Genomic DNA, 26,091 nt, shown 5'->3' on the forward strand with positions numbered 1-26,091 from the left:
ATGAAAAAAACTCAACTATTTGACAGAAAAACTGTGATATCGGCTTTCTTTGATGCGATAAAAAAATGTACGCCTCAAGCACAATGGCGTAACCCCGTTATGTTTATTGTTTATGTGGGTGCGCTCTTAACTACCGGAATTTGGATTGCTTCGCTGTTAGGTTATCTTCCTGATGATAATCACTTTACTTCACAAGTCATGTTTTGGTTATGGGTGACATTGCTATTTGCCAATTTCGCTGAATCATTAGCAGAAAGTCGAAGCAAAGCACAAGCTGCTAGCTTACGAGGTGCTAAACAACAATCCAAAGCGATACGTTTACATCATGCAGACATTAATGCCTCGAAAGAAACCGTTGACTCTTTCTCATTGCATAAAGGTGATATCGTTTTAGTCAACGCTGGCGAAACTATTCCTTGTGATGGTGAAGTCATTGAAGGTGGTGCTTCTGTTGATGAAAGTGCGATTACGGGTGAATCAGCACCTGTTATTCGTGAATCAGGTGGCGATTTTTCTTCTGTGACTGGTGGCACTCGAGTATTGTCAGATTGGCTGATTATTCGCTGCACTGCTGAGGCAGGTAATTCATTTCTCGACCGCATGATTGGAATGGTAGAAGGTGCAAAGCGTAGAAAGACGCCGAATGAAGTTGCTTTGACCATCTTATTAACTGCACTGACGCTGATTTTCTTATTGGCTTGTATAACACTTTATCCATTTAGTGTGTTTGCTGTCGAATTTCAAGGTCATGGTGAGGTTATTTCTGTTGTCACTTTAATTGCTTTGTTGGTGTGTCTTATTCCCACAACGATTGGCGGCTTGCTTTCATCAATTGGTGTGGCGGGAATGAGCCGCATGTTAGATGCCAATGTGATTGCAACCAGTGGGCGTGCTGTTGAAGCCGCCGGTGATGTTGATGTCTTACTTCTTGATAAAACAGGCACGATTACACTCGGTAACCGTCAAGCTTCTCGTTTTATCCCTCTTTCGGGTATTAGCGAAAAACAACTTGCTGATGCAGCACAATTAAGCTCGCTTGCAGATGAAACGCCCGAAGGCAGAAGTATTGTGATCCTCGCTAAGCAGCGTTTTAATTTGCGCGAACGTGATTTAGCGTCAATTGGAGCTTCTTTTATTCCCTTCTCTGCAATGACAAGAATGAGTGGTGTCAATTTAGGAGAACGCTTGATCCGCAAAGGTTCCGTTGATGCTATTCGTCGCCATATTGAAGTCAGTCACGGCCATTTTCCTGATGAAGTCACCGCGATAGTTGAGCAAGTAGCGAGATCCGGAGGAACACCGCTGGTGGTAGTGGAAAATCAGAAAATTTTAGGTGTTGTTGAACTTAAAGATATTGTGAAAGGTGGAATTAAAGAGCGCTTTGCTCAACTTCGCCAAATGGGTATAAAAACCGTCATGATCACCGGTGATAATCATCTTACGGCGGCGGCTATCGCAGCAGAATCTGGTGTTGATGATTTTCTGGCTGAAGCAACACCTGAAGCAAAACTGGCATTAATTCGCCAATATCAATCAGAAGGTCGATTAGTCGCAATGACGGGTGACGGTACTAATGATGCTCCAGCTTTGGCACAAGCGGATGTCGCTGTTGCCATGAATTCAGGCACTCAAGCTGCCAAAGAAGCGGGAAATATGGTCGATTTAGACTCTAATCCAACAAAATTAATCGAAGTTGTGCATATTGGTAAACAAATGCTAATGACACGGGGCGCTTTAACCACATTTAGTATTTCCAATGATATCGCCAAATACTTCGCCATTATTCCTGCGGCTTTCGCTGTCACCTACCCACAGCTCAACATGCTTAATGTCATGAACTTACATTCACCAGCATCTGCCATGCTATCTGCAGTTATTTTTAATGCCTTAATCATTGTCTTTTTGATCCCTCTTGCCCTTAAAGGTGTGCATTATCGCCCTGTTTCTGCGCATTCATTATTGCGCCGTAACCTCTCTTTATATGGGATCAGCGGATTATTAGTCCCTTTTATTGGCATTAAAATCATCGATATGATCTTAGCGTTTATTGGGTTTTAAGGAGCTCTATATGCATCTATTTCGTTCATCCTTAGTAATGTTATTATTACTCACATTAATAACCGGACTCGCCTATCCTTTGCTTGTTACAGGATTAGCCAATCTTATTTTCCCATGGCAAGCGAATGGTTCATTGGTTTATCAAGATAACAAGCTCATTGGATCTGAATTTATTGGGCAACAATTTACACGGGATGATTATTTTAAAAGTCGTCCATCAATGACGTCAGAAATGCCCTATAACAGCATGGCTTCAGGCGCTAGCCAATTAGCATCTTCAAATCCATTATTGCTTAATGAGGTCACGAAACGCGTTCAAATGTGGCAAAAAGCGGTTGATAATGATCAGGCTGTTCCTGTTGATTTAGTGACCGCATCAGGGAGTGGACTTGATCCTCATATTTCATTACAAGCGGCCTATTACCAAGTTGAAAATATTGCACACTCTCGTCAACTCACTAAAGATGAGATTAAGCAATTAATAAAAGAGAATACGACAACACCATTAATCTCATTTTTAGGTGAGCCTGTGATTAATGTCTTTAAGCTTAATCAGGCACTTGATAGATTAAGTGCAGAAAAACACAAAAGAGTGAGTGTTCAATAAAATGGAACATGACCAACAATGGCAACGTCCCTCACCCGATGATTTACTCGCTTCAACGCGAACAACAACTCGTGGACGACTAAAAATATTTTTTGGGGCTTGTGCAGGTGTAGGGAAAACTTACACCATGTTGCAAGAAGCTCAACGCCTCCACCAGCAAGGTATTGATGTGCTTGCTGGTATTGTCGAAACGCACCAAAGACAAGAAACGGCGGCATTACTTCACGGATTACCTTTATTGCCGCCACAACGTATTCATCATCATGGTAGAAAGCTTGTCGCATTTGATTTAGATGCCGCATTAGCCAGACACCCAGCGGTGATCTTAATGGATGAGCTGGCATTTAGTAACCCTCATAAATGCCGGCATCCTAAGCGTTGGCAAGATGTGGAAGAGCTGTTGGATGCAGGTATTGATGTACTTGCCACAATAAATGTGCAACACATTGAAAGTCTTAATGATATCGTGGGAAGTATTACAGGAATTCGTGTCCAAGAGACGATCCCTGACTATATTTTTGATAGTGCTGATGAAGTGGTTATGGTGGATTTACCGCCTGATGATCTACAACAACGGTTGCATGAAGGCAAAGTATATCTAGCTGGACAAGCAGAACGGGCCATCGAACACTTTTTTCGTAAAGGTAATTTAATCGCACTACGAGAATTAGCTTTACGCCGTATGGCAGATAGAGTTGATACACAAGTTAAAGAGTTTCGAGATAGCCAAGGAACGGCTCCTGTTTGGCACACCACAGATAGTCTGATGGTATGCCTTGGTGCTCATGGCGGTAACGACAAATTAGTTCGCACGGCAGCGCGTTATGCTGCCGCTTTTGGTTGCCAATGGCATGCTATTTATGTTGAAACCCCTAAGCTTCATCAAATTGGAGAGCATAAACGCCGAGCTATTTTACACTCGCTAAAACTGGCACAACATCTAGGTGCAAGAACCGCGATCCTTTCTGATAATCAAGCTGAAAAAGCGGTGATCCGCTACGCCAGAGAGCATAATCTTGGAAAAGTGATTATTGGTCAACGTGCTTACCAAAAATGGCAATGGTTAAAACGTTGGATACGGATGCGTTTTGCAGAAAAATTAGCACGTTATGCACCCGACCTCCATGTTATTAGTGTTGCTCTCAATGATGAGGACATTCGTTATAAAACCAAAACAGCACCACTGCAAAATGATAAATGGCGACAAGAGATAAAAGGCTATTTAACAGCGATTGGATTATGTTTAGCGATAACCTTATTCTCTCGCACATTTCTATTAGCCCTTGATAAAGCCAACTTAGTGACACTCTATTTATTGGGTGTTGTATTAATTGCACTCTTTTTTGGTCGTCGTCCTTCTATTTTTGCAGCATTAATCAACGTTATTAGTTTTGACTTGTTTTTTGTACAGCCCCACTTTTCACTCGCTGTACTCGACATGCAATATTTGATCACTTTCACCGTCATGCTTATTGTAGGATTAGTGGTCGGTAATTTAACTGCGGGTATGCGTTATCAAACTCGTGTCGCCCGTTATCGAGAACAACGCACTCGCCACTTATTTGAAATGACAAGAGAACTGGGTCGAGCGGTAACGTTACAAGACGTTGTTCGTACCAGTTACCATTTTTTATCAAGTGCGTTTGATGCCAAAGTTTGCTTATTGCTTCCCAACAAACAAGGTGAATTAACACCTTTTTATGCGCAAGGTATGGGGCATTTACCTATTGATAATGCAATTGCACGTTGGTGTTGTGATAAAGACCAAATTGCTGGTGCAGGCACAGATACTCTGCCAAGTGTGCCTTATCAATTGCATCCGATTACAGCATCTCAACAAGTTTTAGCTATTTTAGCGATTGAACCGAATAATCTTCGCCAACTGCTTATCCCTGAACAACAGCAGCTATTGCAAACTTTTAATGGTTTGATTGCTAATGCACTTGAGCGATTACAACAGGCTGAAATTGCAGAACAATCTCGAATTAACATCGAACGAGAACAATTAAGAAATGCATTATTGGCTGCGCTTTCTCATGATTTAAAAACACCGCTTACTGTTCTTTTTGGACAATCAGAGATTTTACTTCTCGATTTAAGCGCTGAAGGTTCATCTCATACAGAACAAGTTAGCCAAATTCGACAACAGATCCTTACCACCTCACGCTTGGTCAATAATTTACTTGATATGGCACGTATTCAATCTGGCGGCATTCAAGTGAATTTACAATGGAATTCGTTGCAAGAAATTACAGGAAGTGCCATTCGTTCTCTCTCTTATTTACTTGATAAACATCCATTAGAAATTGATATTTCCGCTGATTTATTGCTCTATTGCGATGGTAATTTAATTGAACGAGTTATCACGAACTTACTTGAAAATGCAGTGAAATATACGACATCAAGCACAAAAATTGGAGTAAGAGCCTATATTGAAGCTTCTAAAATTCATGTTGAAGTGTGGGATGAAGGCGATGGTATTCCAACTGACCAACTACAACTTATTTTTAATAAATTTTCACGCGCAGTAAAAGAATCCGCAATTCCTGGTGTTGGATTAGGTCTAGCAATATGTAGCGCGATTATTCGCTTACATGAAGGTGAAATCTGGGCTGAAAACCTTAATTTGTCTGAAAACCATAAAAAAGGTGGAGCAAGTTTCCACTTTGTTTTACCTTTAAAATCACTCCCTGATATTGATGAGATTGAAATAAAACAGTGACTCCATATAACATTTTAATTATTGAAGATGAAAAAGAGATCTTACGCTTTGTTCGGCTTGCTTTAGAGAACGAAGGATTTCGTGTTTATGAAGCCAATGAATGTCAACGTGGGTTAATTGAAGCCGCATCAAGAAAACCTGATTTAGTCATTCTTGATCTGGGTTTACCTGATAAAGATGGGCTGTGTTTTATTCAAGACTTTCGCCAATGGAGTAGTACACCCGTTATCGTACTTTCAGCGCGAGATTCGGAACAAGATAAAGTGAAAGCGCTTGATGCAGGAGCGGACGACTATCTGACTAAACCCTTTGGCATCAGTGAACTACTCGCCAGAGTCAGAGCATCACTACGCCGTTTTGTTAAACAAGAAACACAGAGCACGCAATTTACGTTTGGCGATATTACAATTGATTGGGTTAATCGTATTGTTACTCGTCAAAATGAACCCGTTCATTTAACACCAACAGAATTTCGTTTGCTAAGCGAATTGGTTAATAACAGCGGTAAAGTGCTTACTCAACGGCATTTAATGCAACATGTTTGGGGACCAAATTTCGTTGAACACAGTCACTATTTGCGCATTTATATGGGACATTTACGCCAAAAACTAGAAACCGATCCCGCATGTCCAGTGCATTTAATGACAGAAACGGGGATCGGCTATCGATTTATGCCTTAATATTTTCTATAACATAATGACATTAAGCCATTGCCGAAATGGTTTTTCTAAAACGTAATAATGCTAATGAAAAAAACACAGAGCCAATAACAATTAAGATAATGAATTGTGGCCACACAATCGAGAAGTCAGCACCACGATATAAAATAGCCTGAGCTAAGCTAACAAAGTGTGTAGTTGGCATTGTTTGCATTACATCCTGTACAAACTGGGGCATACTTTCTCGTGATGTCATCCCTCCTGATAGCATATTTAATGGCAACAATACCATAATCATCAATAAACCAAATTGAGGCATTGAGCGAGCCATTGTTCCTAAAAAAATGCCTATTGAGGTTGTCGCAAATAAGCTTAAAGCAACACCACACATAAACAGTAGAACAGAACCTTCGATAGGAACATGAAGTAAAGATTTCACGACTAAGACCAGCGACATAGCTGATGCCAATAATACAACCAATCCCATTGACCATATCTTAGAAAGCATGATTTCAAAGGGAGTTACAGGCATAACCAGTAAGTGCTCAATGGTGCCATGCTCTCGCTCTCTTATTAATGCTGCTCCTGTTAATACTATCGATAACATAGTGATATTATTGATAATTGCCATAACAGAACCAAACCAAGATTGTGTCAGATTCGGGTTGAAACTCATTCTAACTTCCAAATCAACAGGCAGTGGATCGTTGGTTCTATTTTTCGCTAAAAAGGTTTTTGCTTCACCCATTACAATATTTTGAATATAGCTATTACCTAAAAAAGCTTGGCTCATTCTCGTTGCATCAATATTAACTTGTATTTCAGGTTTTCGACCTGCTAAGAGATCACGCTGAAAATTAGGCGGAATATCGAGTGCAAAGGTATAAGCTCCTCTATCTAATAAACCATCAATTTGCTCAGGAGTAATCTCAGCTGGAGGTAAGAAATAAGGCATATAAAAACTATTTACAATACGTGCAGATAGCTGAGATTTGTCTTGATCAGCAACAGCAATCGGCGCGTGATGCAACGAACCGGGTGTAACAGTTGCTGATGAATAAATAGACACAGTAAAAGCAAACACAATTAACGCCAACATCGCTTTATCACGAGAGAGACTGCGTAGCTCTTTTACGCCTAAATTAAACACATTTTGAATTGTGCGCCACATTTAAGCCTCCTGCTTTTTCAAGAAAAAGATACTCAACCCAATAACAATTGGGATAGTGATAAGCAAAGGAATAAAAGACCAAGGTAAATCAAAAAGGTTTAATCCCTTAGAGAATGTTCCTCTTGAGATAGTTAAAAAGTGAGATGTAGGATAAATATGCCCTATCCATTTACCTATACCTTCCAGTGACGAAACAGGATCAATCATTCCTGAAAATTGTGTTGCTGGAATTAAGGTAATAATTGAAGTACCAAAAATGGCTGCAATCTGACTTTTCATAAAGCAAGAAATGAGTAATCCCATTCCAGTAGCAATGGTGATATAGAGTAATGCACCTAAAGAAAGCGTTAACATACTCCCTTTAAAACTTACCCCAAACACAAAGACAGAAAGCGCACAGAGCATAAAAAAGTTAAACATACCCAACAAGATGTAAGGAAATTGCTTGCCTAGCAAAAATTCTGCTTTGGTGATAGGTGTAACATAAAGATTAATAATAGAACCCAGCTCTTTTTCACGAACGACACTCAATGCACTTAACATTGCAGGGATCATCATCAATAACAGTGGAATAACTGCTGGTACAATGGCGGGTAAACTTTTTACATCAGGATTATAGCGATAACGGGTTTCTATATTAATAGGTGATAATTTATCAACCACATTAGTTGGTTGACGCATAGCCATATCAAGCATCCATGTTGTATGCATTGCCTGAATATAACCGCGAACAGTTTCAGCCCGATTAGGCATTGCGCCATCAATCCAGACACCTATTTTTACAGTATGGCCTTTGGCAACATCTCGCGCAAAGTTAGGAGGAATTTCAATCGCAACCGTAATATCACCACTACGCAACCGCTTTTCCAGTTGGTCATAATCGGTGATAGGTGCCTTTTCAATAAAATAACGAGAGCCTGAAAGGTTTTGGCTATATGCCTGACTTAACCCTGTTTTATCTCTATCCATAATACCGAAGCGTAGATTTTCTACATCTAGACTAATACCGTAACCCATAATAAACATCAAGATCACCGTACCTAATAGCGCTAAAGTAAGGCGTACCGGATCTCGGCGTAATTCCATACCTTCACGAATACTATAGCTAAATAAACGCCGTAAACTAAATCGTTGCTTTAACGCTTTTTCTGCACTTTCATGACTAGATGCTGGAAGTTGTAGGCTTTTTTCATCAAGTTCAGGTGCCTCTTGTTCACCTGATGCCTTTTTAAGGTAATCAATAAAGACTTCTTCAAGCGTATCAAATTGGCTATTTTTAACTAAATTTTCAGGTGTATCTGTGACTAATACTTTACCAGCATGCATCAGCGACATTCGGTCACAACGTGCCGCTTCATTCATAAAGTGAGTTGAGATAAAAATAGTGACACCGTCACGTCTTGATAGGTCAACCATCAAATTCCAGAACATATCTCGCGCAATGGGATCAACCCCTGAAGTTGGTTCATCCAATATCAACATTTCAGGTTTATGGATAACAGCAACGGCGAGCGACAAACGCTGACGAATTCCTAATGGCAAACCATCAGGCATTATTTCTTCAACATCCGTTAAATTAAAACGCTCACTCATTTCCCTAACACGTTGAGGAATTTCCTCTTCTGGAATATGAAAAAGCTTGGCGTGTAATTCAAGGTTTTGTCGTACAGTCAATTCACTGTAAAGTGAAAATGCTTGAGACATATAACCAACACGACGACGTGTTTCAATATCTTTAGGATCAACTTCTTGACCAAATAACCAAGCTCGCCCTTCACTCGCTTCGAGTAAACCTGTCAGCATTTTCATAGTAGTTGATTTACCACAACCATTCGATCCTAAGAATCCAAAAATTTCTCCTTTAGGAATACGAAAGCTTACATGGTCTACTGCAACAAATTGCCCAAAACGCATGGTTAAATCTTGTGCTTCAATGGCGATAGTATCATCGTCACTTTTATCTCTTGGAGGGATAATCACTTTTTGATGATCTTTCTTTTTCTCTTCTGGCAATAACTCGATAAAAGCAGCTTCTAGTTCATCAGTATGAGTTTGGGCTTTTAATTCATCGGCATGGCCTGTTGCTAATATTTTTCCGGCATCCATAGCAACCAACCAATCAAAACGTTCAGCTTCTTCCATATAAGCGGTCGCTACTAATACGCTCATATTTTTTTGACGCTTACGTATACGATTAATTAATTCCCAAAATTGCGCGCGGGATAACGGGTCAACCCCAGTAGTGGGTTCATCGAGAATAAGTAACTCTGGATCGTGAATAAGCGCACAACATAAACCCAGTTTTTGTTTCATTCCTCCAGAAAGTTTACCCGCAGGCCTATCACGGAATGGGGCTAAACCCGTACTTTCAAGTAAATCATTTATGCGTTCTGCCCGCTCTTGTTTTGATTGACCAAATAAACGACCAAAAAAATCCACATTTTCAAAAACAGAAAGTGTGTGATAAAGATTTTTACCTAATCCTTGAGGCATATAAGCAATACGAGGACAAACAGCTCTTCGGTGTTCAACATCATTCATATCACCGTTTAAAACAATTATTTGCCCAGTTTGGATTTCTCTCGCACCAGCAATAAGAGAGATCAAGCTCGATTTCCCTACACCATCAGGACCAATTAGCCCGACCATTTTTCCAGCAGGAATAGCCAATGTCACATCATCAAGCGCTTTGGTATCGCCATAATGTTGGGATACATGAGTCAATTCAATGATATGAGAATGACTTTGCGTTCTCATTGTTTGACTCATTGCGGTAATTTCACCTCTAAATCAGTTGGCCAAGATTGGTTATTATCTAATCTAATATAAGCACGACCCGGTAATCCTGTTTTGACATATTCAAGGTGTTTTTCAAGTAATTCAGGTGCAATACGCGCTCTTACACGAAACATGAGTTTTAATCGTTCATTATCAGTTTCAACAGTTTTTGGTGTAAATTGAGCGACACTAGCAACGTAGGTTGTTTTTGCAGGAATAACGATATGAGGTGCCGCATCTAAAATAATGTGAACTTCACTTCCTAATGCAGCTTTACCAGCAGCTTCTGTTGGTAAAAAGAACGTCATATAAACATCACTTAAATCGACCATATTTAATACACGGCCGCCAGCGCCTAAAACTTCACCAGGCTCTGCGACACGATACTGAACACGACCATTACGCGGTGCTTTTAAAATACTGTCATCCAATTCTGCTAAGATGCGTCTTTCGGTTGCCGTTGCAGCATCCACTTTTGTATTAGCTTGAATGATCCCCGCTTTTGCCGATTCTATTGCAGCAATGGTTGCGGTTTCTTGAGCCTTAGCTGCTTCAACCGCCGCTCTTGCTCCTTCTGTTCTTGCAATATCATCATCTAATTGTTGAATAGAAATAGCATTAGTTTTTACTAATGCACGAGAACGATTAAGTCTTTTTTGTGCAGCATCAAGCTCCGCAATACGTTGACGAACAACTGCCTGAGCTGCAAGTTGTTCACTTTTACGTTGTGATAATGCAGATTGTGCAGTGACCACACTGCTTTTTGCTTGGTTTAATTGAGCTTGAACTTCATGAAGTTGTTCTTTAAGTGTTCGAGTGTCCATGTTTGCTAACACTTCACCCGCTTTAACAAAATCACCTTCTTGAACTAAAATAGAGTCTATTCTTCCCGGACTCTTTGTTGAAATATCGATTTCTGTTGCTTCTATTCTCCCATTACTTTGAGCAAATCCTGAAGGAAGTGTTGGTGCTTGAGATTTCCACCAAAAAATTCCCGCAGCAACAACCGCGACAAGAATGATGCTATAAATAAAAAAACGACTCTTTTTTTGATTTTTCATATAAATTATTTAACCTTCCTTTAGCCATAAAAGAATACCAAAAATATGTTTATCCGCTGTATGTAAGAAAATAGTTAAATAATGAGACGTATTAATTTTTATTTTTTATTTATATTTAAAAATAGTTCATTTGTATTGATAAAGCTAACGCACTCACTATAAAAAAATAAAATATTAAAAGCTAACCTTATGAATTATAAATGTTATGTCATTATAATAGAGCCTTAACCCAAATTAATGTAGTACTTTTATCACATAATCTACCATCTATTTTTGATTATTCGAGGAAACACACAAATTGTATATAGAAAGTTAGTTTTCGTTACATTAAAATACAAATGAAATAATAACAAAACGTTATCAAATATTAATCAATATTAAAATAAAACTTAATTTTTTGATAAAACCCCAATTAATAACCGAATTATCCCTAATTTAAAATTATCAAAAATTGTATTTATTATATTATTTAATAAATTTTATATTTTAAATTTCATAATATAAAATAAAAACAAAAAGTAAAAATAACATTATTATTTTTATTCTTAAAAAAATACTATTAGCTACGTCTTATATTTATTATCTTCATTAAACAAAGAAACATTAAAAATATACACCCCATTAACTTTTCCATTTGAAAAATAACGAAATCAGTCTATTACATGATGAAGATCGATAATTTAAAAAGAAAGTTGAGTGTTCAGACCACTTACACTTTAAACTTTTTATATAGTGATTATTGCAGTTAGTTATCAAAGTACTTTGATGTAGTTAATTAGAATTTAAGATCAAGATCGTAAAATCCATATGATGATACCACGTCAATTTTAATTAAAAACAAGAAGGGTTATATGAATAATATTAAGTATAAACTCGCTACAATAACACTTTGCACACTGTTTGCTACCTCTGTTTTCGCAAATACTGATACCCCTATTCGCCTTGTAATTCATGGTGGTGCAGGAACAATTACTAAAGACACCATCACACCAGAACAAGAAAAAGAATATAAAGAAAAACTAACTGAGGCATTAAATGCTGGATATGCTGTTTTAAATAGTGGAGGTACCAGCATAGAAGCTGTTCAAAAATCCATTAATGTGATGGAAGATTCCCCCTTATTTAATGCAGGGAAAGGTGCCGTTTTTACCCATGATGGTCGTAATGAACTTGATGCTTCTATTATGGATGGTAAAACCCGTAAAGCTGGCGCTGTTGCGGGTGTAACTACGGTTAAAAATCCAATTAACGCAGCCATTGCAGTGATGGAAAAAAGTCCACATGTTATGATGGTTTCTAATGGTGCTGATCTTTTTGCTAAAGAACAAGGGCTTACAATTGTTGATCCTTCCTATTTTAGGACTGAACATCGTTGGCAACAACTTCAAAAAGCAATAGAGAAAGAACAAGTCGTTTTAGACCATGATGGTAAAACAGCTGCTCTTTTTGTTGATCCTATGATGTACGATTATAAATATGGCACTGTTGGTGCAGTTGCTCTTGACCAACATGGCAACTTGGCAGCGGGAACTTCGACGGGAGGCATGACAAACAAGCGTTATGGCCGAGTTGGTGATTCCCCAATTATTGGTGCGGGTAATTATGCTGATAATGAAACCGTTGCTGTATCTGCAACAGGATCTGGTGAAATGTTTATCAGAACATTAACGGCATTTAATATCGCAGCCCAAGTTAAATATAAAAATTTACCTTTAGAAGAAGCTGCTCAAAATGCACTTGATGAAGTTAAAGCGATTGATGGTAGTGGCGGTGTTATCGTATTAGATAAAACAGGTAACTACACAATGAGTTTTAATTCTGAAGGTATGTATCGTGGCACGATTGGTAATGATGGAAAGCCAGTTGTCGCCATTTATAAAGAGTAAATTTAAACGGTTATTTTTCTATTTCGTACCCAATATTTATGTTTGATCTTCTCCTTTTCTAAAAAGAAAAAAGATAAAACATTGGGTACGAAACTCATAATATAAGCCTATTCCCCCCTTATTTCCTGCATTCTATCTTAAATCTATTTAACGTTATTTTTATCATTAACGCGCTCCGATTATTATTCACCCCCAAAAAGCTCATTTAATAAACGATATGATGGTAAAGCATACAAGATCGATTCTACTTATTAAAATGATCCTTTGAAAAAGTAGCTTTTTTCTTTTTTGGATCTGTTAGAATATTCATCATGGTTATGTTGATTTAATAAGGAAATCACAGTGGAATTTCACCACGACGATCAGGATTTAACACCCGAAACATCGCTAGTGTTGTCTGAAAAACAAGCAATATTGGATCTGAATGCAACATTCACCTCGCCTGCTCATACTAACCCTGCAATGGCATATTTAATGAGTTTAGGTTCAAAACGTAGTCGTCAAACAATGGGATCGTTTCTAACTATTGTTGCCAAAATGATCGGTTTCTCTTCTCTTAAAAATTGCCAATGGGGAGCACTTCGTCGTCATCATATTCAAGCAATTATTGATATGTTGTCTGATGCCAATAAAGCCCCCGCCACTATCAATACTTATCTTGCTGCCTTAAAAGGTGTTGCTTTAGAAGCTTGGGCAATGAAACAAATGGATACTGAAAGTTATCAGCATATCCGCCAAGTTAAATCGGTAAGAGGAAGTCGGTTACCCAAAGGGCGTGCACTAACTAGCAGTGAAATCCGTGCTTTATTTAGAAGTTGTGAAAAAGACAATTCATCGAAAGGTTTAAGAGATGCCGCAATATTAAGCGTGCTATTAGGTTGTGGATTACGTCGCTCAGAAATTGTGGCTCTAAATTACGAACATATTCAGTTTCGTGATCAAGCCTTTATTGTCAGGGGTAAAGGTAATAAAGAACGCATGTCTTATATGCCTGATGATACTTGGGATCGTGTTCAATTATGGATCGATGAAATAAGAGGTACTCAAGATGGCGCCCTTTTTACTCGAATTCGTCGGTTCGATGATGTTACTGATGAGCGAATAACAGACCAAGCCATTTACTATATTTTAGAAATACGCCAACAAGAAAGTGGTATTGATAAATTTGCTCCCCATGATTTGAGAAGAACCTTTGCTTCAGCAATGCTTGATAACGGTGAAGATATTGTCACGGTAAAAGATGCAATGGGACATGCCAGTATTATGACAACTCAGCGTTATGATAGACGCGGAGATGATCGACTAAGAAAAGCAGCTCGACATTTACGTTTTTAGTTTTTATTCTGAAAAATACCCAATTTAATAAATTAAATTGGGTATTTAAATTAAGCTTATTTTTATAACATGCTATTTTGCTGTTATTTTATTGTATTTTATCTGAAAGGTGGTTCGTTAAACGTTCTTAACTTACGAGAATGTAATTTATCTTCTTCTTCTTTTAATAGCTCAATCGCTTGAATACCAATTTGCAGATGTTCTGATACCGCACCTTCATAAAAATGATTAGCCTGACCAGGCAATTTAATTTCACCATGTAACGGTTTATCTGATACACACAATAAGGTGCCATAAGGAACGCGAAAACGATAACCTTGTGCAGCAATTGTGGCACTTTCCATATCAACAGCGACGGCGCGACTTAAGTTAAATCTTCTCGCTGAAACGGAAAAACGTAATTCCCAGTTGCGATCATCCGTTGTAACAACAGTTCCTGTTCTTAATCTCTGTTTTATTTCATGCCCTGGTTTACCGCTGATCATCTTCGTAGCATCATAAAGTGCACGTTGTACTTCCGCAATATTGGGGATAGGAATATCAGGAGGTAAAACGTCATCTAAAATATGATCATCACGTAAATAAGCATGAGCCAAAACATAATCACCAAGTTGCTGGCTTTCACGTAGCCCGCCACAATGACCAATCATTAACCAAACATGAGGGCGTAAAACCGCTAAGTGATCGCAAATTGTTTTCGCATTTGAAGGGCCAACACCAATATTCACTAATGTTATTCCGGGACCTTCTTTAGCAATTAAGTGATAGGCAGGCATTTGATATTTCTTCCAAGTTAAATCAGAAATTAACTTTTCAGGATCAACGGTTTCCGCCGTAATTTGCTGAAACCCCGCACAAGAGAGTGCGCAATATGCGCTATTCTTATCTGCAACTTGTTCACAAGCCCAACGAACAAACTCATCAACATAACGATTATAGTTTGTATATAAAATATAAGGTTGAACATCTTCAGGTAATGTTCCCGTATAATGTTTTAAACGTGCTAATGAAAAATCAGTACGCAATGCATCAAAATGAGAAAGAGGTAAAATATCCCTATCACTGATTAAACCATCGGTAATTTCATCACCAATTTTAGACAAATCAGTAGTAGGAAAGTATTTTGCTAAAGAGGCACTCATCTTTCTATCAAAACCAATGCCTGTACCATCAATGACAAAAGGATAAGGAATTTCTTGTTTTGAAGCAGTTACTTCAAAAGTAGCATGGTAAGCATCAGCAATAAGTTGCAGTTGTTCTGACAGATAATTTTCAAATAAAGCCGGATTAGTAATCGTGGTAGAATAATTACCTGATTTTGATAATCTACCATAAGCACGCGTTTTATCTTCTGTTTTAACTTCACCATACCAATGTACAGTTAATTGAGGGTAAGCAAATATTCCTTCAGCTCTTTGTTTTATATCTGGTAATTTTCCATCTTGAACATAATCAATAATGGCATTGCGTAATGCATCAACAGCATTTTGATATTGTTGTTTTAACTCATTAATAATTCTTTGAATTTCTAGGTTATGAGGTTGTGGCATAAAAGAGCCTCTTATTTATTATTGGTTTATAACCATAATAGCAAGAAGCTTCTCTATGCCATAGTGCTAAATATTTAGATAGGAATATTCATAATAACTTTTCTGTGGATCTACGCTGATATTTTTATTTTTAACGTTATAGGTAAAAACTAATTGTATATTTTCTTCTAAAAGAGGTATGCTCTTAGAGGGATCAAGTTCCTGATAAACATCATTTTCATCCAATATATTAAAAACCTCTGTTAAATTAGACGGCTTATTGAGTGCATTATCACATAAAAAATGCAATAAATTAATTTTACTTTTGGTATAAGATGTTAGACCTTGATTTATATATTTAGAAAAAAAAGAATCAGCATTTTTTTTACCTAACTCGTCTTTTTCGTTTAATGTTTTTTTATTAGATACAGTAATTACTAGGTTTTCATCTTTATCTTCATCAATCATTATTGTAGATTTTCCATCAATCGGAGAAAAACCCAATAAAAATAAAGGATCTATACCATGAAAAGAATCTTTTACTATATTGAATACACCTTGAGATATTAAATTATAAATGATAATCTTTTTATCAACATCAACATCTTCAAATATTTTTTGTATTTTATTTAAGCCTTCATTCATCAAGTTAAACTTTAGATATTCAATTTTATTTTCTTTCGTCTCTTCATTTTCATTACTTTCAGAAATTTTTTTTATCTCTAATTTTAGTATATTTTTGTCAATTAACTCTTTACCCAATAGATGATAATCCATTCTTAATAAATCTTTATGAAGTGTATTAGTAATTTCGTCAAGCGTTACAGAAATTGCATTATTTTTAATTAAATTATTTAAATTTAGTATAAACTCATTGGCATTAACCTTTAACCTCTCAGTCTTTTTTTCAAGATATTTTATATTTTCACTATAGAAAATAGATTCATCGATAACTTCAGCATTTATTTTTCTTTTCATTTCATTTCATTTCATTTCATTAATAATGGATTTCATTACATTTTCTTTTGTCTTCTTTTTATCAATGTTATCTATATTTATCATTCCTTTTTCGTCAAAATAATTAGTATTTTCTTTATTAATGAGTTCTAATATTAAGTATTTAAATACCTCATTATCTAACTCGCAAGTTTTAGGTAACTTTATCTCAATAAGGTTTTCTTGTATTTTTTTTATTTTTTCTATTTCTATTACATCTTCTTCTTTAGTAAATTCATATTTAACATCCACTTTACCAATAGATAAGCACAGTAAATCATCTACTACTTTTATTTTAAAATCATCACTTGAATTATTATTTTTTGATAATTCTTTCATAGCCTCAAAACTTTCTATTCTTTGATATAAATTTGGTTCTTTATTAATAAAAACCTCTTTAATTAAAGATAATATTTTTTCTTTTTCTTCAATATTACCGATATGGAAGAATTTTTGTATTTTTTCCCATATCGTTAATGCTGCAGATACTTCATCAGTTTTTTTTATTTTTTCTATTTTTTGATTTGTAATCTCCACACCACCTACATTTACTTTCATATTTATCCTGTATCCCTTTTTCTTTATTTTATAAAAAGGATAATTTTGAACTAAAAAAATAGATATAAAAAAAACACCTTTAAATTAAGAAATTTATTTCTATTAAATAAAAATTTAAATTGCTAATATACTCAATATTATAGGCAATGTTATTACTGCAAATATCGTTTGAGATGTAATAATCCCTGCCATGAGTTCAGAGTCCCCACCTAATTGTCTGGTTAGAATATAAGACGTGGGTGCCGTTGGTATCGAAAAGAAAATAACCAAAAGCATCATGACTAACGGAGACAAAGCTAAAAAATAAGCAACGCTATATGCTACTATCGGTACAATAAGTAAACGAGTAACAGTATTAATACTAATCATTTTACTTTCTGCTTTTAGTGTTGATAAATGTAATGCTGCACCAATACAAATAAGCCCCAAAGGTAAACTGGTTGCTGATAACAACTTGAGAAATTGATCACTACCAAAAGGAAGACCAATTCCTGATAGATTTATTATGATCCCAATAACACAAGAGATAATTAAAGGGTTTTTTATGATAGGTAATATTAGTTGACGCAATGTCACATTTTGCCCTGCGGTTAAACAAAGTACTGAAGTGACATTTGATAAAGGAACCAGTGTTGCTAATATCAAGGCGGCTATTCCTAATCCTTCAACACCAAATAAATCAGCGACAATAGCTAAACCTAAATAGGTGTTAAATCGAATATTGCCTTGAACGATTGCTCCAAAACGTCCAGCTGGCCAACCTGTGATTTTTTTCAAAATAACACACAAAATAGTGACAATAATGACTACAGAAAAAATAGCTACAGCAAGGTGAGGTAATTGAGGATCAGATAAAGGTGCATTTGCCAAACTATTAATTAGTAAAGCAGGAAAAAGTAAAAAATAATTTAATTTTTCAGCCCCCACCCAAAACGCAGGCTCAAACGTTTTATTTCTTCTTAAAATTGCACCTAGCGCAATTAACGCAAATAACGGCCATAACGTTAATAACACATTTTGCATAATATTTATCCTAGAGATATTGTGATACTTTACAATATCGCAACATTATGCAAATTGCTATTTCATGTTATTTAATATAAAAGCTAATTCAAAAAATGATAAAAATAAATTTATACCGCATTTTAAGAATAGCTTTTTTATTATTAGTCTATTATAAAAACCATCCTTAAAAATGGTTAAAATAAAAACAACTAATCTAAATCAATGCACATGCGGTAACAAGGTAAATTTGCTTTTGCTAAATCAGAATAATAATCACGTTCTTCTAATACTTTAAAACCCTGTTTTAAATAAAATAATACTGCATTAGGTGTTGCATCTAAAAACAACTTGGATTGACCTCTCTTAATTGCTTCATGTTTAAGTTGTTTTAAAATTAGTCCTGCAAATCCTTTCCCCATGTATTCAGGTAATGTAAAAATGGCCTCAGCAAAACCAGTTTTAACATCTAAAAAACCTGAAGCAACAGGAATATTGTATTCTTGATAATCAATCACATAAAATGGATTATCAATAATAGCCTGCCGATATCCTTCAGGCATTTTATCAGGAGTCCAAGCGGCTAAAATCTCTGATGGATAAACATTCTCACAACCAAATCGCAACGCTTGATTTCGTAAATACCATAACCTTCTGGCTTCTTGTGGTTCAGCGAGTCTAAGTTGAATCATACTTATTTCCATCTTATTCATTAGAATTAACAGCCTCAAATTAGTGAAACAATTTATTCTAATAATGCTTTTTAAATTTTAATTTTTTAGTGTTACTTTTTTTAAGAGCGTGATATGTTTTTGAAGAAGGAATAATGTAAGGAAATCTTATGCCTAATTCAACATTGCCTTCATCAATAAAAAAACCTCCTCTTTTGTTGCTGGTTCTCCACTTCCTTTTTATTATCGATTCATCTCGAGTGCAATTAGAGAAATCTACTTTTCCAAAATTTCACTTATTTACCCTAGTAGATCTCAAGCTGAAAATACACATCCAAAGTTAATTCTATGTAGTCATCGGAACAGTGCATTTGATGGTTATGTGGCATTAAAAGCATTAGGAGAGCGATTGGTTATTCGTAGCGTCTTAGATTGCCCAATGGATATTTATTTTGCTAATGAAAAACCTTTAGCTGATGCAATTCTTGCAGATAACCCTACTGAGTGGAATCAGTTACGTCATCATATATACCAAAATAAGGCGGGATATCTAAAAGCAAAATCAGTCACACCACAATGGATCTATGGTGAGGATAGTTGTAATGCACTAAATACAAATGAGCATCAATTAAAGGGACTAGCTGGTAGTGCAGGTATTGTTGAAGGTGAAGTTTATCTTGTTTATGGTTCAGAGAATTTTGCCTAATTTCCGCAGAATGCCATTTTAGTTGCAAGAACAACTAACCCTGCTTGGACAGCACTTTTTTACCGTGCATCTGGCATTATTACAGAAAGTGGTGGGCCATTATCTCATGGTGCGGTTACTGCTAGAGAATTGGGATTACCCGCAGTAATGGGTGTTCGCAATATCTTAAATATTTTAAAAAATGGGCAAAAAGTAAGGGTTGATGGACAAAAAGGTATTATAGAAATCTTATCTTAATTATTAGATCAATAATGCCTATTAAGCAGAAAAAGCATCTTTTCAGATGCTTTTTCTATTTTTCATACTATCAATCTGTCTTTTAACTGATTATTTTATTTTTTACTCTCTTTGGCGTCTTTATTAGTATAAATATCGACTTTATAAGCTGATGGTGCAAATAAAGCAACCAACCCAGCGATTAATAATATAGAAAGCAATACCATTAACATAGATGGTGCATTAAATAATAAGTATGGTGTTAATAAAATAGGACTAGCCGTTAAAATAATTGAAATAATAATAGGATAGCCTATACCTATATCTCTTATTCGTTGAGATAAAATAAGTGTAAATATGTAGACTTGTACTATTAAAAACACCATTTCTATTAGGCCATATGGTGTAAAAGAAAAGTGATAGTAAAAATAACTTTCAGTAATTGACTCCATTTTTTCGGGGTAAAGTTCTATATACCATCGATCAGCTAAGTTTTCTGCAATAGAAAAGAAAATTGTCCAAGCAATTTCTAGACCTAAAAAAGAGAGTCTCCCACGTCTTTGTTGTTTCCATTGATAAGCAAGTTTAGCTTGCATAACAAATCCCTTCATTTTTAAATGATAATTTAATCCTTTTAATCATAATACACTTAATATCTTTATCAAAATAATGTATTAGTTTAAAAAATACTGCTCTTTTATCGATTAAATAAAAGAGCGGATATCATTATTAAAAATTAAATTATTAATAATCATCTAACCTGCTTATTGATCCACTTAATCTCTTCATTAGTGAATCGAATATTGCTTTCTTTAGTTGTATCAGTATCTAACAAGATTTTATCTTTAATTAATTTACTGACAGGTACAATGATATTGAAATGGTCACCATTTTTAATGTTATATATTTTTAATGGAATATCATGCACCATTGCAACCGCTCGTAGCTCATTAAACTCATTCCAAAAATAGTCACGCCCTTCAAAATAGAAAGTTGGTGTTTTTATTGATTTAATATAGCGATATACAGAGCGAACATTAAACTCTTCTTCGTTATTTCTATCAAAAGGCAATTCAACTATCATATCTCCTTCAGCTCTTAATTTAAGATCAGGTATTCCACCCAAAGAGAAAATAGCTCTAAATTTGTCACTATATTCACTCGCTAATAATGCTCTAGTTCCCCCCGTACTATGTCCAACGACATAGATACGCTTAGAGTCAATATAAGGCAGTGATGCTAAATATTCTCTCGCTGATTCTAAATCTTCTAATTCGCCATAAAACATTTCATAACGACCTGGGTTAGTATTTTCACCTCGGAAAGACGGGATCATCAACACCATATTGGGATCACGGAAAGTTGCACCTGTTTGGTCATTATCAACTGGTTTAGGTTGCCAAAAATAATCATCACCACCAATTCCGCCGTAGCCTCCATTTAACCAAATTACAGCAGGTAATTTCATTTTTTTATTTGCTGGAGGTGGTGTTAAATAGGCATACATATCTCCTGGTTTTGCCGGATATTTAATAACATTAAATATTTCAGGCGGCGCTTCCCAAGGCGGATCAATATTATCAAAACTGTCGTTTATAATTTCTGTTTTAAAGCGTTGATGCGCTTCATATAAAGTTTCATCACGCACTTCAATATCTGCGTTGACAGAAAAAGAACTAGCACATAGCAGGGAAAAAAATAGCGCAGGTACAACTTGTCTAAAACACATTTTATTTATATTCATATCAACTTCCCTATAAATTATTAATTTTGCGTGATAATAGCATAGGTTATTTGGGGTTTATGAATAGGATTTTTAAGGTAAGTGGAAATTAATGCAGAAAAAAGCATCTCGATTGAGATGCTTTAAACGATATAAAATAATTAAATTTTTTAACGTTGATTTGCTTATTTTGCACTTGTGCGAATCAAGTAATCAAATGCGCTAAGTGAGGCTTTTGCACCTTCACCAGCGGCAATGATGATTTGCTTATAAGGTACGGTTGTACAGTCGCCGGCAGCAAATACACCTTTGATATTAGTTTCGCCACGAGCATCAACAATAATTTCGCCCATCTTATTACGCTCAACAGTACCTTCTAACCACTGTGTATTAGGTAATAAACCGATTTGAACGAAAATACCTGCTAATGCAATATCATGCATAGAATCATTAGTACGATCTTTATATTTTAGACCGGTTAACTTAGTGCCATCACCATATACTTCTGTAGTTTGCGCATTTAAGATAACTTCTACATTGCTTAAGCTACGTAATTTTTTCTGTAATACCGCATCTGCTCTCATTTCTGGAGCAAATTCTAATACTGTTACGTGTTCAACTAAGCCAGCTAAGTCAATTGCAGCTTCAACACCTGAGTTACCACCACCAATAACAGCAACTCTTTTGCCTTTAAACAGTGGGCCATCACAATGTGGGCAATAAGTTACACCACGAGTACGGTATTCATTTTCACCGGGAACATTCATATTTCTCCAGCGAGCACCTGTTGCAATAATTAGGCTACGAGTTTTTAAAATTGCACCTGATGTTGTTTCAATTTGATGTAATTCCCCTTCTGATGCACCCGGAATTAAGCGACTAACAGTTTGGCTATCAATCACATCCACTTGGTAATCATCAACGTGAGCTTTTAATGCACCTGCAAGTTTTGCACCTTCAGTTTTTGGTACTGAGATGTAGTTTTCAATATCAACAGTATCAAGAACTTGACCACCAAAACGTTCGCCAATAAGGCCTGTATTTAAACCTTTACGAGCGGAATAAACAGCTGCAGATGCACCCGCAGGACCACTACCCACAATTAATACATCAAATGCAGCTTTTTGATTCAATAATTCTGCAGTACGTTTTTCTGCATTGCTGTCTACTTTGTTAACGATTTCAGCTAAGGTCATACGGCCTTGACCAAACTCGTTACCATTTAAGAATACAGCAGGAACGCCCATGATATTACGTTCCTGAATTTCATTTTGGAACATGCCTCCGTCAATCGCAGTATGTGTGATCTTCGGATTTAAAATCGCCATTAAGTTTAATGCCTGAACAACATCAGGGCAGTTATGACAAGAGAGCGAATAATAGGTTTCGAAATGAAACTCACCGTCTAACTGACGAATTTGTTCAAGTAATTCTTGTGCTTCTTTTGATGGGTGTCCACCAGTTTGCAGTAATGCTAAAACTAATGAAGTAAATTCATGACCTAATGGTGAACCTGCAAAACGAACACCAGTTTCTTTCCCTGGGTTGGTAATAAGAAAAGATGGTTTACGTACATTTGCGTTATTATCTTCACGATAAGTGACTTTATCGGATAATGGTTCGATTTCTTTTAATAGCGCTTGGATATCAGCAGAATGTTTACTGTCGTCTAATGTTGCTACTAATTCAACTGGCTGGGTTAATCGTTCTAAATAAGCTTTCAATTGAGCTTTTAAATTATTATCTAACATTTTTGCACCCTCAATAAAATCGGGTGCCGAAACACCCGATAAATAACTTTTTAGTGGCTTAATTCTTATTTAGATTTTGCCAACTAAATCCAGTGATGGAGCTAAAGTTGCATCACCTTCTTTCCATTTTGCTGGGCAAACTTCGCCTGGGTGGCTAGCTACATACTGAGCAGCTTTAACTTTACGCAGCAGGTCTGATGCATCACGGCCAATACCTTCAGCTGTGATTTCAATTGCTTGGATGATACCTTGTGGGTCAACAACGAAAGTACCACGGTCTGCAAGACCTTCGTTCTCACGCATATTTTCGAAGTTACGAGTTAATGCGCCAGTTGGATCGCCAATCATGCCATATTTGATTTTACCGATAGTTTCTGAGCTGCTATGCCATGCTTTATGGGTAAAATGTGTGTCAGTAGAAACTGAGTAAATTTCTACGCCCATTTTTTGGAACTCAGCATAATGATCAGCTAAGTCACCTAATTCAGTTGGGCACACAAAAGTGAAGTCTGCAGGGTAAAAGAAGAAAACGCTCCATTTGCCTTCGACGTCCTTTTCAGTCACTTCAACGAATTGACCGTCTTTAAATGCCATGTTTTTGAATGGTTTGATTGGGGTATTAATTAAAGACATTGTATTTCCTCCTGTTTGGTATGGGACTAATGTACCTATTCCATTTGAGAATAGCTAATACATTCCTGCTATCAGTTCAATAGGTTTTACCTAATGAGTTGAAGAAATTGATAGAGATAGGTTAACGAAATGTAGCTATTAAAGCAAATGGACAACAAGTCAATTACGCCTACTTTCTATTAGCCTACTCTCTGTTTAATATTCTTAGCTTCAGCAACGAAATGATTATAACATTATGAATTATAAAATTAATATTCAATCCAGCATAGATAGATTCAATATTATTGCGCTAATTTGGCAGGTTTAAGAATAGTATAAGTACATTCAAATGCTGCCTTTTGAATACGATAAACATCTTGGCTATCTGTTGTGGATTGCACAACGGCATCGCCCGATTGAAAACGTTGTAATTCTCCCCAAGGAGCCTTCATTGCAAACGCGGGTGTAGATTCAGGCACAATAAAATAATTCATTTCGATACCTTTAGGGATAAAAGGCTGATAATTATCGGGATAAGCCGTTATATTGATTTTGATCTTATTTTTATCTGTTTCGCTATAACGCTGAATAAATTTGTTTTTCCTTACCAGGATTTCCTCATTACCTGTTTCTGGGCAAATATTTTGTACTACCCAATCTCCTGCTTTTGCAGGTTCTGAAACTGTTTCAATCCCTTCACCTTTAATTATCGTTGTAATGATCTCACCTTCTTTGGCTGGTCTTGCTAGGACAGGCTTTGTTTTAATTGCAACACCAGTGATCCCCGCTTGCTGAGCTTGCGTAAAGTAAGCGACACGTTCTTTTTGCGGTAATTGAGAAAGATCATTAGCAAACACAAATGAAGGAATTAAGGTTAAGCCTATTAATAGTGGTTTTGTTCTATTTTTCTTATAGGTCTTGTCGTTATTTGAATTACTGCGTTGTATATAGAAAGGCATTGAATTGTTTCCTGATAAATATCATCTGCACTTAATACGCTAGTCAGCGTCTGTAAACATTAAACCGATTATGGCAGGAAATAAAACAATGGCACGAGTAAAATCAGATACCTAGTCGAAAAAGATCAAAAAATCGAGAGATCTCACAACTTAGAAAAGAGAACATGTAATTAAGAGAAAAAAGGTTCAAGTCGTTAAATAAAACGTTAGGATATTTCTTCATCAAACCTATTTAATTAAAAGGAATTACTTATGCAAATAATTTACCCTGATGACTATTCAAAAACAGGAAAACCTGATGAGGCCTTTGAACAAGAATATCGTTGCGCTCAAATGCTAAATATTCATTGTTTGTTACTCTCATCAGAAGATATGGCATTGGGTAAATATAAGTTTTCACATCCTTTTAAATCAGACTCTCCTGTTATTTGGCGTGGATGGATGCTAAATAAAGACGAATATCAACAGCTATACCATGCTGTGAATACTCATGGTGGTCAAATGCTTGAAACTTCTGAAGATTATATCCGTAACCATCATATAACGGGTTGGTATGAAAATTGTAAAGAGTTCACACCAAGAACAGTTATCACAACTATGGATACTGACTTTGAAAGCTTAACTAACCAACTTCAATGGCCAGCTTACTTTGTAAAAGACTATGTAAAATCTTTAACAACCACGAGAGGTTCCATCGCTAAAAATGCAGATGAAATTAGAGAAATACTAAAACTTATTGCACAGTTTAGGGGAAACATTGAAGGTGGTGTAAGTCTTCGCTATGTTGAGGAATTTATTAATGATAGTGAGCGCAGATATTTTGTTTTAAATAAGAAAATATTCTCTGCGGATGATGAAATTCCTGAGTTTGTAAAAAAAGTAGCGCAGCATGTAAACACACCCTTCTATTCCATTGATGTAGTCAAAAATGCAGTAGGAGAATTACGTTTAGTTGAAATTGGTGATGGGCAAGTTTCAGACATTAAAGAGTGGTCAGCTGAAAAGTTAGTTAAGGCTTTTTTCTTATCGGGTATCTGATGTTTTATGTCCCAACACTGAGCAAACTATATAAAAATATAAAGACCTCAATT

At 36.1% G+C, this 26,091-nt stretch carries 21 protein-coding genes and 1 pseudogene; 9 read left to right on the forward strand and 13 right to left on the reverse strand.

Annotated elements, in window-relative coordinates:
- From kdpB to kdpE, 4 genes are read left to right on the forward strand one after another with little or no spacing between them, the layout of a single operon-like run.
- On the forward strand, positions 1-2,058 hold the full coding sequence (kdpB, locus tag ACNARN_RS01645; protein WP_102086680.1) for a potassium-transporting ATPase subunit KdpB: 2,058 nt from the start codon (positions 1-3) through the stop codon (positions 2,056-2,058).
- Between the two features lie 10 nt (positions 2,059-2,068).
- Positions 2,069-2,665 carry a potassium-transporting ATPase subunit KdpC gene (kdpC, locus tag ACNARN_RS01650; protein WP_102086679.1) on the forward strand — a complete coding sequence of 199 codons (597 nt, stop codon included), beginning with the start codon at positions 2,069-2,071 and terminating at the stop codon, positions 2,663-2,665.
- 1 nt (position 2,666) lies between these two features.
- On the forward strand, positions 2,667-5,387 hold the full coding sequence (gene kdpD, locus ACNARN_RS01655; RefSeq protein WP_102086678.1) for a two-component system sensor histidine kinase KdpD: 2,721 nt from the start codon (positions 2,667-2,669) through the stop codon (positions 5,385-5,387).
- A complete protein-coding gene (kdpE, locus tag ACNARN_RS01660) occupies positions 5,384-6,067 on the forward strand; it encodes a two-component system response regulator KdpE (protein WP_100158294.1) in 684 nt (227 codons plus the stop codon). The genes kdpD and kdpE overlap by 4 nt, the downstream gene beginning before the upstream one ends.
- A gap of 22 nt (positions 6,068-6,089) precedes the next feature.
- On the opposite strand, the gene ACNARN_RS01665 is transcribed toward kdpE, so the two are convergent.
- From ACNARN_RS01665 to ACNARN_RS01675, 3 genes are read right to left on the reverse strand one after another with little or no spacing between them, the layout of a single operon-like run.
- Positions 6,090-7,217 (reverse strand): ABC transporter permease, encoded by a 1,128-nt coding sequence (locus tag ACNARN_RS01665; RefSeq protein WP_102086676.1) that lies wholly within the window; start codon positions 7,215-7,217, stop codon positions 6,090-6,092.
- Positions 7,218-9,974, reverse strand: coding sequence for a ribosome-associated ATPase/putative transporter RbbA (rbbA, locus tag ACNARN_RS01670; protein WP_180949084.1), 2,757 nt, complete (start codon positions 9,972-9,974; stop codon positions 7,218-7,220). It lies immediately after the preceding gene.
- Between the two features lie 8 nt (positions 9,975-9,982).
- Positions 9,983-11,056 carry an HlyD family secretion protein gene (locus ACNARN_RS01675; RefSeq protein WP_102086674.1) on the reverse strand — a complete coding sequence of 358 codons (1,074 nt, stop codon included), beginning with the start codon at positions 11,054-11,056 and terminating at the stop codon, positions 9,983-9,985.
- Between the two features lie 851 nt (positions 11,057-11,907).
- On the opposite strand from ACNARN_RS01675, the gene ACNARN_RS01680 reads away from it, so the two are divergent.
- Positions 11,908-12,942, forward strand: a complete 1,035-nt coding sequence (locus ACNARN_RS01680; protein ID WP_102086673.1) for an isoaspartyl peptidase/L-asparaginase family protein — start codon at positions 11,908-11,910, stop codon at positions 12,940-12,942.
- Between the two features lie 342 nt (positions 12,943-13,284).
- Positions 13,285-14,277 (forward strand): tyrosine-type recombinase/integrase, encoded by a 993-nt coding sequence (locus ACNARN_RS01685; protein WP_198619482.1) that lies wholly within the window; start codon positions 13,285-13,287, stop codon positions 14,275-14,277.
- Positions 14,278-14,375: 98 nt separating this feature from the next.
- Here the strand turns inward: ACNARN_RS01685 and ACNARN_RS01690 are convergent, their stop codons facing one another.
- The 5 genes from ACNARN_RS01690 to ACNARN_RS01710 form a co-directional block, all read right to left on the reverse strand.
- Positions 14,376-15,827, reverse strand: a complete 1,452-nt coding sequence (locus tag ACNARN_RS01690; RefSeq protein ID WP_196734528.1) for an AMP nucleosidase — start codon at positions 15,825-15,827, stop codon at positions 14,376-14,378.
- 66 nt (positions 15,828-15,893) lie between these two features.
- Positions 15,894-16,784: a hypothetical protein gene (locus ACNARN_RS01695; RefSeq protein WP_416304057.1), complete on the reverse strand. Its 891-nt coding sequence runs from the start codon at positions 16,782-16,784 to the stop codon at positions 15,894-15,896.
- Between the two features lie 6 nt (positions 16,785-16,790).
- Complete coding sequence (locus tag ACNARN_RS01700; protein WP_416304058.1) at positions 16,791-17,360, reverse strand: hypothetical protein; 570 nt, start codon at positions 17,358-17,360, stop codon at positions 16,791-16,793.
- A gap of 114 nt (positions 17,361-17,474) precedes the next feature.
- Entirely contained in the window at positions 17,475-18,383 is a 909-nt protein-coding gene (locus ACNARN_RS01705; RefSeq protein ID WP_416304059.1) for an AEC family transporter, read from the reverse strand.
- A gap of 191 nt (positions 18,384-18,574) precedes the next feature.
- Complete coding sequence (locus ACNARN_RS01710; RefSeq protein WP_368926710.1) at positions 18,575-19,075, reverse strand: GNAT family N-acetyltransferase; 501 nt, start codon at positions 19,073-19,075, stop codon at positions 18,575-18,577.
- Positions 19,076-19,415: 340 nt separating this feature from the next.
- Between ACNARN_RS01710 and ACNARN_RS01715 the strand changes: the two genes are divergently transcribed.
- Both ACNARN_RS01715 and ACNARN_RS01720 read left to right on the forward strand, forming a co-directional pair.
- Entirely contained in the window at positions 19,416-19,739 is a 324-nt protein-coding gene (locus ACNARN_RS01715; protein ID WP_416304060.1) for a hypothetical protein, read from the forward strand.
- Between the two features lie 12 nt (positions 19,740-19,751).
- A pseudogene (locus tag ACNARN_RS01720) lies at positions 19,752-19,976 on the forward strand (PEP-utilizing enzyme); the annotation flags it as partial.
- 95 nt (positions 19,977-20,071) lie between these two features.
- On the opposite strand, the gene ACNARN_RS01725 reads toward ACNARN_RS01720, so the two are convergent.
- The 5 genes from ACNARN_RS01725 to ACNARN_RS01745 form a co-directional block, all read right to left on the reverse strand.
- Complete coding sequence (locus tag ACNARN_RS01725) at positions 20,072-20,551, reverse strand: hypothetical protein (RefSeq protein ID WP_198619478.1); 480 nt, start codon at positions 20,549-20,551, stop codon at positions 20,072-20,074.
- Positions 20,552-20,706: 155 nt separating this feature from the next.
- Positions 20,707-21,699, reverse strand: coding sequence for an alpha/beta hydrolase family protein (locus ACNARN_RS01730; protein WP_198619477.1), 993 nt, complete (start codon positions 21,697-21,699; stop codon positions 20,707-20,709).
- A 164-nt stretch (positions 21,700-21,863) separates the two neighbouring features.
- A complete protein-coding gene (gene ahpF / locus ACNARN_RS01735) occupies positions 21,864-23,429 on the reverse strand; it encodes an alkyl hydroperoxide reductase subunit F (RefSeq protein ID WP_416304061.1) in 1,566 nt (521 codons plus the stop codon).
- Positions 23,430-23,498: 69 nt separating this feature from the next.
- Positions 23,499-24,062 carry an alkyl hydroperoxide reductase subunit C gene (gene ahpC / locus ACNARN_RS01740; protein WP_006536680.1) on the reverse strand — a complete coding sequence of 188 codons (564 nt, stop codon included), beginning with the start codon at positions 24,060-24,062 and terminating at the stop codon, positions 23,499-23,501.
- Between the two features lie 281 nt (positions 24,063-24,343).
- Entirely contained in the window at positions 24,344-25,000 is a 657-nt protein-coding gene (locus ACNARN_RS01745) for a hypothetical protein (protein ID WP_416304062.1), read from the reverse strand.
- A gap of 252 nt (positions 25,001-25,252) precedes the next feature.
- Between ACNARN_RS01745 and ACNARN_RS01750 the strand changes: the two genes are divergently transcribed.
- Positions 25,253-26,038, forward strand: a complete 786-nt coding sequence (locus tag ACNARN_RS01750) for an ATP-grasp domain-containing protein (protein ID WP_198630515.1) — start codon at positions 25,253-25,255, stop codon at positions 26,036-26,038.
- Positions 26,039-26,091 lie beyond the last annotated feature (53 nt).

This window comes from Proteus sp. TSJ240517 (genome assembly GCF_047921575.1).
Classification (GTDB): Bacteria; Pseudomonadota; Gammaproteobacteria; order Enterobacterales; family Enterobacteriaceae; genus Proteus.